The sequence below is a fragment of the Limnothrix sp. PR1529 genome (genome assembly GCF_002742025.1).
In the GTDB taxonomy this organism is placed as follows: Bacteria; Cyanobacteriota; Cyanobacteriia; order CACIAM-69d; family CACIAM-69d; genus CACIAM-69d.
This window is the reverse complement of record NZ_LIRO01000063.1, coordinates 1-13,268: the sequence shown is the minus strand read 5'-3', so window position 1 is coordinate 13,268 and position 13,268 is coordinate 1. Positions and strand designations below refer to the sequence as shown.

Genomic DNA, 13,268 nt, shown 5'->3' with positions numbered 1-13,268 from the left:
GCCATCAATCATCAGCAACCAATCATCAGCAACCAATCATCTATCTCAGCCATCAATCAGCCGTTTATTGGCCCGTGGCTCGCCCGTGACTCGCCTGCTATTCGCTTCTGAATCTTCCGTTTCTTGCCCATTGGGTTCCTAGAACCACAGTTGCGCCAAAGACCATCCAGCCAAGACCACCATCATGCTGACGCTGATCAGCACCACCAAAACGTAGCCTTGGGATTGGCCAGAGGTGCTGTATTTCAAGCCCTCGCCACCAAATAGGGCCGCTACCCCGACCAAATTCACCAGGCCGTCAATGACGTAGCGATCGATCCAGGCCGTGAACCGGGCCGCCGCCCCCACCACGAGGGCAATGGTGAACCGATAGATTCGATCGATATAAAAGTCGTAGGCCAACAAATCTTGTAGGGCTGGAATCGGCAACTTCACCGGCCGCGCCACGGCCCCGAAGCTATAGATGGCAATCCCGATCGCCGCGCCCAGGGCCGCCGAAGTCACCAGGGCGATCGTTTCTGTGATCGGAAATTGCAGCATTCCCACCCGGGTTAACAGCAGCTGCCACCGCTCCAACATCAAGGGAACCAACAGGGTCAGGACGATCGAGGACACGATCGGCACGGCCATAGTCCAGCCCACCTCCGGGGCCCGGCGAGTTTTGGGTTGTGTGGAGCCACCAAACACCAGCCCAAACACCCGGGCCAAGTTCAGTGCCGTTAAGCCATTCACCAACAAGACCACCGCGATCGACCAACTGGGCATGGCTGGCTCACTGAGCCACCGCTCCATGGCCCAAAAGGATCCCAAGGGCAACAGGGCGACCATTCCCATGGAGCCAGCCACAAAAGCCATAGTCGAAACGGGCATTTTTGACCACAGGCCGCCCATTTGGGTCATGTCTTGGGTGCTGGTGTTCAGAATGACACCGCCAATGCTGGTGAACAGAGCCGCCTTCGCGATCGCATGGGTCAGCAGCAACAGCAACGCCACATCCGTTTGTTGCAACCCCACCGCAATGAACACCAACCCCAGATAGGCGCTGGTGGTGTGGGACAGGGCCCGCTTCAGGTCAATTTGGGCAATTCCCACCAACGAAGCCCCGATCGCCGTCATGGTTCCCAAGGCAATGGGAATCGCCGACCCCAAGGGCGACAGGGCCAACACCGGAGCCAGCTTAATCAGCACATAGGCTCCACAGGCCACCACGATCGAATTCCGCATCAGGGAAGCTGGATTGGGCCCTTCCATGGCTTCGTCCAGCCACAGGTGCAGCGGAAATTGGGCACATTTGCCCGTGGGCCCCGCAATGAGGGCGATCGCCAGCAAACCCGCTTGCCAGTCCGTTAACTGAGCCGTTTGGGCCCAATCCGCCAAGTCCGAAAAATTCAAACTGCCGCTGAGGGTCGAAAGGGCCAATGTCCCCATCAGCAGCAAAATATCCCCCACCCGCTTGGTCAGAAAAGCATCGCGGGCCCCTGTAACGGCCAAGGGCTGTGCATACCAATAGCCCACGATCAGATAGGTGGAAAGGGTCAGCATCTCTAGCAGGCAGTAGCTCAACAGCAAAGAATCGCTAATCGCTAAGCCGCTCATGGCCCCTTCAAAAAAGCCCATCATGGCGAAGAATCGCGCTAAGCCCCAGTCCTTTTCCAGGTAACCCAGAGAGTAGACCTGCGCCACCAAACTCAGCCCCGTGACCAGCTCCATGGCCCCCAAACTGACCGGCGAAACCTCCAAGACAAAGGAGAGCTTGAAATCCGCCACCTCCAGCCAATTAAAACTGAGGTATTGCGCCTCCTGACCCCAAAACTCCCGAAACAGCCAACCGCCGTGGATGGCGGCCAAAATCGTCATCAATAGGTTGATGTAGGCGGCGGGCCGGGGCCCCGTGCGTCGGATGGTTCCCGTGGCCCAAGGCAGGGTCATCAACGCCCCAATCAAGCCATAGGCCGGCACAAGCCAGACGGTTTGCACCAGCCATTGAGTCAGAGGGGGTAAGGCGGTCATGGGCGATCGCGTTCAAGGTAAGGGTGAACAGGAAAATTTAAAAAGGCGCAAAAAGGCGCAATCAGGCGAAAAAGCCAGCAATAGCCAGCAATAGAGCTAAAAACAATCAGACGCAAAACAGACGGCAAGTTGGCCGGCCATCGTTAAGCCTAGCAAGGGATTGGATCGGTTTTGATCCTCTGCGATCCTCAGTTTGGCATCCCCTGTAGCGGGGTTCGTGCCGCTGCCAAGGGAATTGCGCCCAGGGCGATCGGGTATTTTGACCCCATGGTCTAGTCGAGCAACTTCGGTTGTTCGGTTAGGGCCGGAATCCCTACGCCTTTAGGCTGGGGAGGATATCAACGTTGAAGACGATGATCCAATGTTTTTGATCATTTCATGCAAAGGTCATGCAAAGGCGTTGATGGGATGCCTTGGGCAATCGAGATCAACTTTGCAATTCCTTTGCAGGGGGATTAATTTTTCTGATTTTCTGATAAGCGAACGAGGGCTTAACCGCAAGTTATCAAAACGATTGAGATTAAAAAAGCTGATTGGGGACGCTTTTCACTACACTAGGGAATAGGCAAACTAGTTAGTAAAGCGTTCATTCCTGCCCAGGTAGCAATCCGTAACGAATCGTTGCGGGGCGAATTGCCTTAGGTGCTGCCCCCTGTAGCCTAATGCGTAGGGAGCCGTAACTAGGCTTGGGAAGTTCGTCAACGCTATTCTGCGGGGGAATCGCGGGTTTAGTGGGTTTTTTACGAAAACCCGCGCTCTATCGTGCGTATTATTTCCAATTCTTGAGAAATAATGGCTAGCGCCAGATCCCCAAGGGGGGTACGATAAATGCCGCGATCGCACTAGCGCAGGGACGATCGTCCTTGGAAACAACCAAGGCGTTCTACAACATTCGCGTTTACGACACAACATAAGGAGTTCGGCAATGCCTATTGCAGTCGGAATGATTGAAACCCGTGGTTTTCCCGCCGTTGTGGAAGCCGCTGATGCGATGGTGAAGGCCGCTCGGGTGACCTTGGTGGGCTACGAGAAGATTGGTAGCGCCCGCGTGACCGTAATCGTCCGTGGCGATGTGTCGGAAGTGCAAGCTTCCGTGGCCGCTGGCGTGGAATCCGTGCGCCGCGTGAACGGTGGTGAAGTGGTTTCGACCCACATCATTGCCCGTCCCCACGAAAACCTGGAGTATGTGCTGCCGATCCGCTACACCGAGGCAGTGCAACAGTTCTCGGAATAGTCATCCAAGCGCGAAGTTGGCTGCGTTAGGCTTTGACGCAATTTCAGCGGGCAGCAGTTTTTAAGCGATCGAGCATGAGAATCAGTCGTCTCCATCAGCGGGCAAACCCCAGGGGACTGGGGAGCTTAAACCATTGGTGTTGAGATCAAGGTTCCGAATGCGCTGGCATGACGCGATCGCCCTATCGAAATTGGTTAAGACCTAACTTCATCCAACGGGCCAAAAATTTTTGTTTGGGTCTGATAACGACTCGATCGCACTGTCGGTTAGTCAGTGCTTGTCCCGATATTCCGAAACAATGCAATTTATTGAATTGCAAAGCGTTTTTAGAACTTTCTGATCGAGGCGATCGCTTCGATCAGGTCAGTGGCTAAAACGGATAGGAGTGTTGAGGGTGAGTCCTCGTAAAAAAAGCTTCAAAGTGCCTGTTGTTTTCGCGATCGTTCACAGTGCTGGTTTGAATCAGTTGCTATGCAAATTGCACGGGTCTGCGGCACGGTGGTTAGCACCCAAAAGGAACCCAGCCTACGGGGTGTGAAGTTTCTGTTAGTGCAGTTGGTCGATGCGGCTGGTCAGCTCACGCCGAAATATGAGGTGGTGGCTGACGGGGTGGGGGCTGGCATGGATGAATGGGTGCTGGTGGCCCGGGGCAGTGCTGCTCGTCAAGTGGAGGGGGGCGAAGGTCGTCCAATTGACGCGGCGGCCATTGCGATCATCGACACCGTGAGCGCTGAGAATATGCGCTTGTACAGCAAGAGTGATGAAGACCGGCTGCTGTTGCCCAATAATGCCCGGTTGCCGAATTAGGGTCACCAGTGCGGAGTTACCAGGAATGGTCTAGGGACTTACTTCTAGGTCTGTTCCAGGAATTTGCAATTAAAGGTGACTAATGGCAATGGGGACTCATGGCAACTTGGGTGAATGGCAACTTGGGTGAATGGCAACTTGGGTGAATGGCAACTGAAATGCGGCGATCTAGCGATCAGGTCAACTCAATGGAGTCACTTGATCATCTAAATCAACGACATGGAAGGCAGCCAGTTCGGCCCTGCCAGCCTGGGTCGCAAACGCAGCCACCTGCACCGCGATTGAGTAGGAAGCTTCCTGGTTGCAGCATTCGCTAGCGAATCGCAGCAACTGTTAGTGAAGTCGTGACGGAGGTTTTAAGCATGGGATCGCGAGGGGCAAATGGAACGGTTATTGATCGGAAGTCACTGGCTTCCGATCAATCCGTGCGGCCCGCCATCCATCCCACGGCTCAAGTTCATCCGTTCGCCAATGTGGTTGGTCAAGTAACGATCGCCGCTGGGGCAAGGGTGGGGCCAGGCACATCGGTGCGAGCCGATCGGGGCGCAGCGTTCCACATCGGTGCGGGGGCATCGGTGGAAGATGGAGCGTTGATCCATGGGTTGGCCGACGGCTGTGTGTTGGGGGATGACGGCCAAGATTATGCGGTTTGGATTGGTGAATCGGCGACAGTATCACACCTGGCGCTGATTCATGGCCCCGCCTACATCGGCAGCGATTGCTTCATTGGCTTTCGATCGACCGTGTTTAATGCGCGGGTCGGCGATGGCTGTATTGTGATGATGCATGTGCTGATTCAAGACGTGGAAATTCCGTCGGGGCGTTATGTGCCGTCGGGTTCAACGATTCTGACGCAGGAACAGGCCGATGCGCTGCCAGTGGCTCGGGAGCGCGATCGGGAGTTTGTGCGCCAGTTGGCCGGGTTGGATCATTGGCCTGAGGGGGCAATCGCCAACCCGACGGGCAATTGGCCCGCCAACGGTTCTGCTGTTCAAGATTATCGTTCTGAAGGTTCTGGGGGTTCCGTGGTTACGACGACGTTGAGCGCCGAGTTGGTGCAACAGGTTCGCCAATTGCTGGCTCAGGGATACCAAGTCAGCGCTGAATATGCCGACGCACGCCGCTTCCGGGCCAATGCCTGGACGAGCTGCGCCCTGCCGCGATCGGCCTATGAAAGCGACGTGCTGACGGCCCTAGAAGGCTGCCTGCGTGATCACGCGGGTGAATATGTGCGGGTGATCGGAATTGATCCTGCGGTTAAGAAACGGGTTTATGAATCGGTTGTCCATCGCCCGGGCGACAAGGTGGGCCAAGGCACGTTCACCAGCGCCAAAGCCAGCCAACCGAGCAGCAACGGCAACGGCTCCAAAGCTCCGACCAGCAATGGTGCGGTTGGTGGCGATTTGGCCACCCAAGTGCGCCAACTGCTAGCCCAGGGCTACCAAATTGGTACGGAACATGCGGATCCGCGCCGCTTCCGGGCCAATGCTTGGACGAGCTGCAAGCCGATCGACTCCACCAGCGAGTCCCAGGTGTTGAGCCAGCTCCAAGGCTGCTTGACCGACCATGCGGGCGAATATGTGCGCCTGATTGGGATTGATAAACGGGCTAAGAAGCGCGTTTTTGAATCGGTGATTCAACGGCCCGATGGTTCCGGAGCCAAGGCAGTGACCGGTGCTTCGGCAGCCGCTGCCAGCAATGGTGCAGCGGTGGCTACGGGTGGCATTTCGGCGGAAGCAGCAGCCCAAATTCGGCAACTGGTGGCCCGGGGTTGCAAAATCACGGCGGAATTTGCCGATGTGCGTCGCTTCCGAGCCAACGCTTGGACAACTTGCGGTTCGGTGCAAGCCACTTCGGAACGGGAGGCGATCTCGTCCTTGAGCGCCTGCATGGCCGATCACGCCACCGCCTATGTGCGTTTGGTGGCTGTGGAACCCGGCAGCAAGCGCCGCGCCGCTGAAATCATTGTTCAGCGTCCCGGTGTGCAAGCGGCCAACAATGCGGTGAGCTTCAGTGCTCCTGCGGCGGCCAGCACCAATGGCTCTGCTCCGGTGAGTGCCGGAAACGTGCCCGCTGCCGTGGCCCAGCAAATTCAAAAGCTCCTCAGCCAAGGCTACCGAATTGGCGCTGAATATGCCGATGCGCGTCGGTTCCGGGCTAATGCTTGGACGAGCTGCGGCGGACTGGAAGGCTCCTCGGCTAACCAAGTGCTGGCGGCCCTGACGGCTTGCTTGGCAAATAACCCCACAAGCTACGTGCGTGTGATTGGCATCGACCCGACGGCCAAGAAGCGCGTTTACGAAGAAGTGGTTCAGCGTCCCGGTCGCTAAGACCCGGAGGCCCTCATCCCCCTATTCGGCTGCCGCATGATGACCCTGCAACCGCTACATCCGGTGGACGATCGCCAGTCCTGGATTTCCGGCGAAGTGACGCTTGATCCAACGGCGACGATCGCCCCCGGGGTGCTGTTACAGGCGGATCCGGGCAGCCGAATTACGATCGGCCCCCACGTGACGATTGGGATGGGCGCAGTTGTCCATGCCTGTCAAGGGGGGCAGATTGTCCTGGAAGCCTCGGCCCATCTGGGGGCCGCTGTGCTGCTGATTGGCGCGGTACGGGTGGGCCGATCGGCTTGCATTGGCCCCAGCACGACTGTTTTGAACCAGTCGATCGCCCCTGGTCAGCGAATTGCGCCGGGTCAATACTTAGGAGATTCAGACCTAGGAGATTCAGACCTAGGAGATTCAGACCTAGGAGATTCAGGAACTCAAAATTCAAATCCGGGAAATTCAGGGGCTGAAAATCCAGGGGCTAAGAATTTAAATACGGGAGATTTGAGGGCTGAAGATTTACCGGCCGCCTCTCAGTTCGACCAGAGCCTGATCGCCCCCAGCCCGCAACCAACCGCCCCGGTGACCGATGACCCGCCCGATCCGTTGCCCTCTCCCTGGGATGAGGACGATGAAGAACGCCAGGATCGGAGTGGCCGTTTCTATCGCCCGGGATTTTCCGGAAGTCCTTTTCCGCCTGCACCACCCGCCGCGCCGCCCTTGCCGGAACCCGTGCCCTACCAAGCACCGCCGGGTTTGGCTCCCGGTGTCAGCCCCATTCAGCCGCGCCCGATCGCCACACCAGCCATTCTTCCCGGCACTTCAGCAACCTCAACCACTTCAGAGCCGCTGACCTCGACACCGACTGTGGCCGAGCCGCCGCCCACCCCAAGCGCGATCGTCACCCAAACCACTGAGCATCAAATTGTGGAGCAAAAGGTGGAAGTCTATGGACGCAGCCACGTGAATCGGTTGCTGTCCATGATGTTTCCCTATCAGCAATCCCTGAACGGAACCCATGGAGCCGGTCAACTGCCCTCTGCCCACTCGCCAGGCGCGGATGATCGGGATGAACCCTGAGTTCCTGTTCACCCGATCGCGCCAATCTCTGTGGCGGGCCGAACCTGTGGCAGGCCTAAGATAGAGGCAGCAATGTTCTGAATTGCCCCGAATTGCCCCGATCGTTCCCCTTGCGTCCCTCCCTTTTCTCCGATGACCGCTGCCACTCCCGCAAATCAATCTGCCCTCGGCATGGTCTCAACCCGCAGTTTTCCGGCAATTGTCGGCACTGCGGACATGATGCTGAAATCTTCGGGGGTGACCCTGGTGGGTTTCGAGAAAACCGGTAGCGGCCATTGCACCGCGATCGTGCGGGGCAACGTTGCCGATGTGCGAATTGCCGTGGAAGCTGGCGCAGAAACTGCCGGACAATTTGGGCAACTGGTGGGCAAAACCGTGATTCCGCGGCCGCTGCCTAACTTGGATGCGGTGTTGCCGATTCGGCCACCCAGTTGGGACGCTTTGGCGGAAATGCCCCGCAGCCCGTTTGCTAATCAAGCGGTGGGCTTATTAGAAACCGTCGGCTTTCCGGCCATGGTGGGAGCCGCCGATGCCATGCTCAAGGGAGCCGATGTGCGGTTGGCCGCCTACGAGACGATCGGGGATGGCCTTTGCACCGCCATCATTCGCGGCTCCGTGGCTGACGTGGGCATGGCGATTCAAATTGGCATGGCTGAAGCAGAACGGATTGGCCAACTCCACGCGGTGATGGTGATTCCCCGCGCCTTGGAAGACTTGGAACGGGCCTTGCCCTTGGCGGAACATTGGCAAGCGACAGTGGAAACTCGTCGGGCGATTCCGATCGAGCTGCATCAAGTGGAGCGGCGGGTGATGCAACCGGTGGCCCTGCCGGAGCTGCAACGCTTAGAACCAGTGGAGCTGCCGATGCGTGAGCCTCAGCAGTTGGAACGATTTGAGGAGCGCCTTTAGGACGCGCTTGGGTTTCGTGATGGTTGCCTGATTGAAGCCAATCTGCATCCAGCCAAAACCTGCAAATTGAATAGCCAAGTTAATCGCCCCTGAGCATGATGATTGCGCCAGGGGCTGATTTTGCGGCTGATTTTAGCGACGGGCCGTTACCGTGCCCGTCAAGTTGGCCAGTAGGGTTTCCACCGCCGCATCATATTGGGGATCGACCCGATCGGGGGCGGATCGATCCCCAATCGGCAGCGGGGGTGGGCCATCAATGGGGCGATTCGGCTCAATGCCGGCTTGGTTGATATCCCGGTGGGATGGGGTCTCATATTTAGCGATGGTTACCGCCAATCCGGAGCCGTCGGCCAAATCGAACAGGGATTGAATTAACCCCTTACCAAAGGTGCGTTCGCCCACCAATTGGGCCCGGCCGCTGTCTTGCAATGCCCCGGCCAAAATCTCGCTGGCGCTGGCGGTTCCCCGATTCACCAACACCACCAACGGCGCGTCGGTGAGGGCATTGCCGCTGGCCTCGAAGGAGTCGAATACCCCTTGGCGATTTACCGTATAAACGATCGGCCCGCTATCAATCCATTGTCGGGCGATCGCAATGCCCGCCTGTAGCAGTCCGCCGGGATTATTGCGCAGATCGAGCACAAACCCCTCAGCCCCTTGTCGCGACAGTTGCTTGATGGCGGCGGCCATTTCCGCCGCTGCGTTGCCATTGAACTGGCTGAGGCGCAGGTAGCCAATATTGCGCCCCTGATCGCGCCGCAACTCCGCCACTACCGGATTAATCGCAATGCGATCGCGCACCAAGTCGTAGTGCTTAGGTTCCGGTTCCCCCGATCGCTGAATTTGCAATCGCACCTGACTGCCCGAGGGGCCGCGCATCCGCTCCGCCGCCTCATCCAAGCTCATGGCCTTGGTGGGGATGCCGTTAATGCTCAGAATTTGATCCTGGGGCAAAATTCCCGCGCGATCGGCCGGTGAACCCGCCAAGGGAGCCACCACCGTCAAAGCGCCCGTTTCGGGATCGAGCGCGATTTGTAACCCCACCCCGGTCAGTTCCCCGGAGGTGTTGGTTTGCAAACTGCGATATTGCTCCGGCGACAGGAATCGGGTGAAGGGATCCCCCAAGACCGCCAGCATTTCTTGAATCGCTCCATAGGTTTCCGTTCGATCGCGCAAGGGCTTTTTCAGCGCCTTTTCACGAATCCACCACCAGTTTTGATGATTAAACGTGTCGTCTATATAAGCGCGGTTAACAATTCGCCATGCTTCACTCAGCAGCTTTTGCTCCTGGGTCATGGCCCAAGCGCGATCGGTGGGCCCACCCAGCCACAGCAGCAGCACCCATAACCCTAGGAGGAGTCCAACCCTAAATGGTTTTTGAATCAGATTCTTAAGCATGAAACCGATCCTAACTGCTGAAAGGGGCTTCCTCAAACCCTACCCAAAATTGTTTAACTTGCGAGGTCGAGTGACAACCCGGCCCGGCGCGATCGCCCCCTGAGCCATCCCCTTCCTGAGAATGGCTTACGGACTCCCCGGATGGGTCAGCGCCATAGCCAGGCACTCCCGAAGGCAAAGTAAATCCCCCCCTCCGCGCGATCGCACCACTGATCGGGTCTCCGTATCAGGTTGGGAGGATTTCCAGTGTGTTAAATTTTTTAAAAAGCGCCATGCATTTTTAAGTTTCAGCCTCATCCGTTTCCAGCAAGGGACTCCGCAGCTATGTCGAAACTGTACGAATGGTTCGACGAGCGTTTGGAAATCCAAGCACTCGCCGACGACGTGACGGACAAGTACGTTCCGCCCCACGTCAACATCTTCTACTGCCTGGGCGGTGTCACGCTGGTCTGTTTCCTGATCCAGTTTGCCACCGGCTTTGCCATGACCTTCTACTACAAGCCCACCGTGGCAGAAGCGTTCTCGTCGGTGCAATACCTCATGACCGACGTGAGCTTTGGCTGGCTGATCCGCTCCATCCACCGCTGGTCTGCCAGCATGATGGTGCTGATGATGATCCTGCACGTCTTCCGCGTGTACCTGACCGGTGGTTTCAAAAAGCCCCGCGAACTGACCTGGGTAACGGGTGTGGTGTTGGCCGTGTTGACCGTTTCCTTCGGTGTGACCGGCTACTCGCTGCCCTGGGACCAAGTGGGCTACTGGGCTGTGAAGATCGTGTCCGGCGTGCCTGAGGCGATCCCGGTCGTCGGTTCGACCATTGTTGAACTGCTGCGCGGTGGCGAAAGCGTTGGCCAAGGCACCCTCACTCGCTACTACAGCCTGCACACCTTCGTCCTGCCCTGGATGATCGCCGTGTTCATGCTGATGCACTTCCTGATGATCCGCAAGCAAGGGATCTCGGGCCCCCTCTAAAGATGCGCTACCGGGTGTGGCTGGCTTGGTGCTCATTCGCCGGTTGTTGAATTGTGTATCACCGTCTTGAACTCCCTCGGGAGCTTTTTTAGGATTGGTCTTCAGGATTGGTCTTCAGGATTGGTCTTAAGGATCGTTCAGGATCGGACTAAAGAACACAGGGAGCAACCGGCTCCACCCTTGTCCCACCTGCCGTTTTAAATTCCCTTCACGGAGAAGCGTTTAGCGATGTCCATCCTCAAAAAGCCGGATCTGAGCGATCCGAACTTGCGCCTGAAGCTAGCCAAGGGCATGGGTCACAACTACTACGGTGAACCCGCTTGGCCGAACGATTTGCTCTATGTGTTCCCGGTGGTGATCCTGGGAACCTTCGCCCTGATGGTGGGTCTGGCTGTGCTGGATCCGGCGATCGTGGGTGAACCGGCGGATCCGTTTGCCACGCCGCTGGAAATTCTGCCGGAGTGGTACCTGTATCCGGTGTTCCAAATCCTGCGGATTCTGCCGAACAAGCTGTTGGGTATCGCCTGCATGGGCGGCATTCCTCTGGGCTTGATGCTGGTTCCGTTCATTGAGAACGTGAACAAGTTCCAAAACCCCTTCCGTCGTCCGGTGGCCATGGCTTCGTTCCTGTTTGGAACTGCCTTTGCCATCTGGTTGGGTATCGGCGCAATCATGCCGATCGACAAGTCCCTGACCTTGGGCCTGTTCTAAGGCAGCGGGTTTGCTGGACAACTGCTGAAACTGATTGCGGCGATTAGTTGCTATCAGTTGCCATTGATATCAAACGGGGCGATCGATTCAGTTCGATCGCCCCGTTTTGATTGGGTTCTTGATTGAATTTTTGCTTGGTTTGAGCTTTCTGTTTAGTTTCATCTTTCTATTGCTGGCTTAAGCTCAAGTGCCGAATTGCCTATTTTGGTTGTTGTATTCCGTTTTTGTATTCTAAAGATCTTGTCTTGAGCTTAGCAAACTGATAGGCGGCTTTCGTTTTGCAGAGCTAATTGAGAATTCCCTGATTTTTAGACCGTTTTTGAGCAAATTCGATTGACTTTCCCTGGGGGCATGAGTATCATCTTGCTCAATAAATCCTAAAAGCCGATCGGAATACCGGGGTTTATAAAAAACAGCCTGCCCCCCTTCAGCCAAGCACCATGCGATTGTCTCTCCTCCAATCCCTGCAAGCTCTTCGCTCACAGCTCGACCCCCTGAACTCAAAGGCCCAGCGCCTTGGCCGCCGCACAGCCCTGCGATCGATCGCCCTGGCCGTGGCCAGCGGACTCAGTGTTTTGGCACTGTCGCCCACCAGCACCAATGCGGCGAGCGCACGCCTAGGCAATCCGTCTCCCCAAAATCAACCGTTACAAATTAGCCAGAACAAGCCTGTAGAAATTACCTTGGTGACCTATGCCGTTACCAGAGCTGCCTACGACAAAATCATTCCGTTGTTCGTGGAGAAATGGAAACGCGAACAGGGACAAGATGTTGTTGTTAACGCCAGCTATGGTGGCTCCGGATCCCAAACGCGCGCGGTTTTGGATGGTCTAGAAGCGGACGTGGTGGCGTTGGCCTTGGCCGCAGACACCAAGCGCCTCGAAAAGGGTGGATTAATTAACCCCGGTTGGGAAAGTGAAGCGCCCAATAGTGCGATCGTGACGCGATCGGTGATTGCGTTCGTCACCCGTCAGGGCAATCCCAAAGGCGTGCGAAATTGGGCAGATTTGCTGAAGCCCGAAGTCAGCATCATTACCGCCAATCCCAAAACTTCTGGGGTGGCTCGCTGGAATTTCCTGGGTCTTTGGGGATCGATCTCCCATACCGGTGGCAGCGAAGAACAAGCCTTGGACTATGTGCGGCAGGTTTATCGCAAGGTGCCGGTGCTGCCTAAGGATGCTCGTGAATCGTCGGATGTGTTTTTCCGAGCGAATCAAGGCGATGTGTTGCTGAACTATGAAAACGAAGTGATTTTGGCCGGACTGCAAGGCCAACAATCCCTGTTCTATGTGGTTCCGCAAACCAATATTTCGATCGACACGCCTGTGGCAGTGGTCGATAAAAACGTTGACCGCCATGGCACTCGGGCGGTATCAGAAGCCTTCGTGAAATTCCTGTTTACCCCAGAAGCCCAACGTGAATTTGCCAAAGTTGGCTTCCGTCCTGTGGATCCCGGCATTGCTCGCGAGTTTGAAAACAAATTCCCCAAGGTGAACAAGCTCTACACGGTCAATGATTTTGGCGGATGGGATGCCGTCAACAAAAAGTTCTTTGATGAGGGTGCAATCTTCGATCAAATCTATACCAACCGCTAATGAAAGATGCTTTTGAGCAACATCAAAAGTAATTAACTTTCTGGAGTGGCTTGACTAGTTTGTTGAAGAATGTCGAGGTTAACTCAAAGGCAGTTTTTGCAAGTTCACGAAAATGAGTGAATTTGCGAAGGCAGCCTTTCCTTGTGAGCAAAGATGTTGACCTCGAATGATTTCTCTGACGGTGTTGTGTTGACCTCGAATGATTTCTCTGACGGTGTTGTG

The 13,268-nt window shown here is 56.3% G+C and carries 10 protein-coding genes; 8 read left to right on the top strand and 2 right to left on the bottom strand.

Going from position 1 to position 13,268, the window contains the following annotated elements; translation table 11 throughout:
- Nucleotides 1–138 precede the first annotated feature (138 nt).
- Nucleotides 139–1,992 (bottom strand): NAD(P)H-quinone oxidoreductase subunit F, encoded by a 1,854-nt coding sequence (locus tag AMR42_RS09940; protein ID WP_099533312.1) that lies wholly within the window; start codon nucleotides 1,990–1,992, stop codon nucleotides 139–141.
- A 943-nt stretch (nucleotides 1,993–2,935) separates the two neighbouring features.
- Here AMR42_RS09940 and AMR42_RS09935 point away from each other — a divergent pair.
- The 5 genes from AMR42_RS09935 to AMR42_RS09915 all read left to right on the top strand — a co-directional run bounded on the left by AMR42_RS09935 (nucleotide 2,936) and on the right by AMR42_RS09915 (nucleotide 8,370).
- Nucleotides 2,936–3,244: a carbon dioxide-concentrating mechanism protein CcmK gene (locus AMR42_RS09935; RefSeq protein WP_099533298.1), complete on the top strand. Its 309-nt coding sequence runs from the start codon at nucleotides 2,936–2,938 to the stop codon at nucleotides 3,242–3,244.
- Nucleotides 3,245–3,715: 471 nt separating this feature from the next.
- Entirely contained in the window at nucleotides 3,716–4,051 is a 336-nt protein-coding gene (locus tag AMR42_RS09930; RefSeq protein ID WP_099533297.1) for a EutN/CcmL family microcompartment protein, read from the top strand.
- Nucleotides 4,052–4,395: 344 nt separating this feature from the next.
- Nucleotides 4,396–6,381, top strand: coding sequence for a ribulose bisphosphate carboxylase small subunit (locus AMR42_RS09925; RefSeq protein ID WP_234406933.1), 1,986 nt, complete (start codon nucleotides 4,396–4,398; stop codon nucleotides 6,379–6,381).
- Nucleotides 6,382–6,420: 39 nt separating this feature from the next.
- Nucleotides 6,421–7,461 carry a hypothetical protein gene (locus tag AMR42_RS09920; RefSeq protein WP_099533295.1) on the top strand — a complete coding sequence of 347 codons (1,041 nt, stop codon included), beginning with the start codon at nucleotides 6,421–6,423 and terminating at the stop codon, nucleotides 7,459–7,461.
- A 132-nt stretch (nucleotides 7,462–7,593) separates the two neighbouring features.
- Nucleotides 7,594–8,370 (top strand): BMC domain-containing protein, encoded by a 777-nt coding sequence (locus AMR42_RS09915; RefSeq protein WP_099533294.1) that lies wholly within the window; start codon nucleotides 7,594–7,596, stop codon nucleotides 8,368–8,370.
- Between the two features lie 132 nt (nucleotides 8,371–8,502).
- Here the strand turns inward: AMR42_RS09915 and ctpA are convergent, their stop codons facing one another.
- A complete protein-coding gene (gene ctpA, locus AMR42_RS09910) occupies nucleotides 8,503–9,756 on the bottom strand; it encodes a carboxyl-terminal processing protease CtpA (protein WP_099533311.1) in 1,254 nt (417 codons plus the stop codon).
- 336 nt (nucleotides 9,757–10,092) lie between these two features.
- Here ctpA and petB point away from each other — a divergent pair, with 336 nt between their 5' ends.
- The 3 genes from petB to AMR42_RS09895 all read left to right on the top strand — a co-directional run bounded on the left by petB (nucleotide 10,093) and on the right by AMR42_RS09895 (nucleotide 13,046).
- The gene (petB, locus tag AMR42_RS09905; protein WP_099533293.1) at nucleotides 10,093–10,740 is read left to right on the top strand and encodes a cytochrome b6; all 648 of its coding nucleotides are present in this window, start codon (nucleotides 10,093–10,095) and stop codon (nucleotides 10,738–10,740) included.
- A 228-nt stretch (nucleotides 10,741–10,968) separates the two neighbouring features.
- On the top strand, nucleotides 10,969–11,451 hold the full coding sequence (petD, locus tag AMR42_RS09900; RefSeq protein WP_099533292.1) for a cytochrome b6-f complex subunit IV: 483 nt from the start codon (nucleotides 10,969–10,971) through the stop codon (nucleotides 11,449–11,451).
- A 440-nt stretch (nucleotides 11,452–11,891) separates the two neighbouring features.
- Nucleotides 11,892–13,046: a sulfate ABC transporter substrate-binding protein gene (locus AMR42_RS09895; protein WP_099533291.1), complete on the top strand. Its 1,155-nt coding sequence runs from the start codon at nucleotides 11,892–11,894 to the stop codon at nucleotides 13,044–13,046.
- Nucleotides 13,047–13,268 lie beyond the last annotated feature (222 nt).

Excerpts from the sequence above, each read along its gene's own strand:
- AMR42_RS09895 (WP_099533291.1), top strand. The coding sequence starts at position 11,892 with ATGCGATTGTCTCTCCTCCAATCCCTGCAAGCTCTTCGCTCACAGCTC.
- AMR42_RS09920 (WP_099533295.1), top strand. The coding sequence starts at position 6,421 with ATGACCCTGCAACCGCTACATCCGGTGGACGATCGCCAGTCCTGGATT.
- AMR42_RS09930 (WP_099533297.1), top strand. The coding sequence starts at position 3,716 with ATGCAAATTGCACGGGTCTGCGGCACGGTGGTTAGCACCCAAAAGGAA.
- petB (WP_099533293.1), top strand. The coding sequence starts at position 10,093 with ATGTCGAAACTGTACGAATGGTTCGACGAGCGTTTGGAAATCCAAGCA.
- AMR42_RS09915 (WP_099533294.1), top strand. The coding sequence starts at position 7,594 with ATGACCGCTGCCACTCCCGCAAATCAATCTGCCCTCGGCATGGTCTCA.
- AMR42_RS09935 (WP_099533298.1), top strand. The coding sequence starts at position 2,936 with ATGCCTATTGCAGTCGGAATGATTGAAACCCGTGGTTTTCCCGCCGTT.
- petD (WP_099533292.1), top strand. The coding sequence starts at position 10,969 with ATGTCCATCCTCAAAAAGCCGGATCTGAGCGATCCGAACTTGCGCCTG.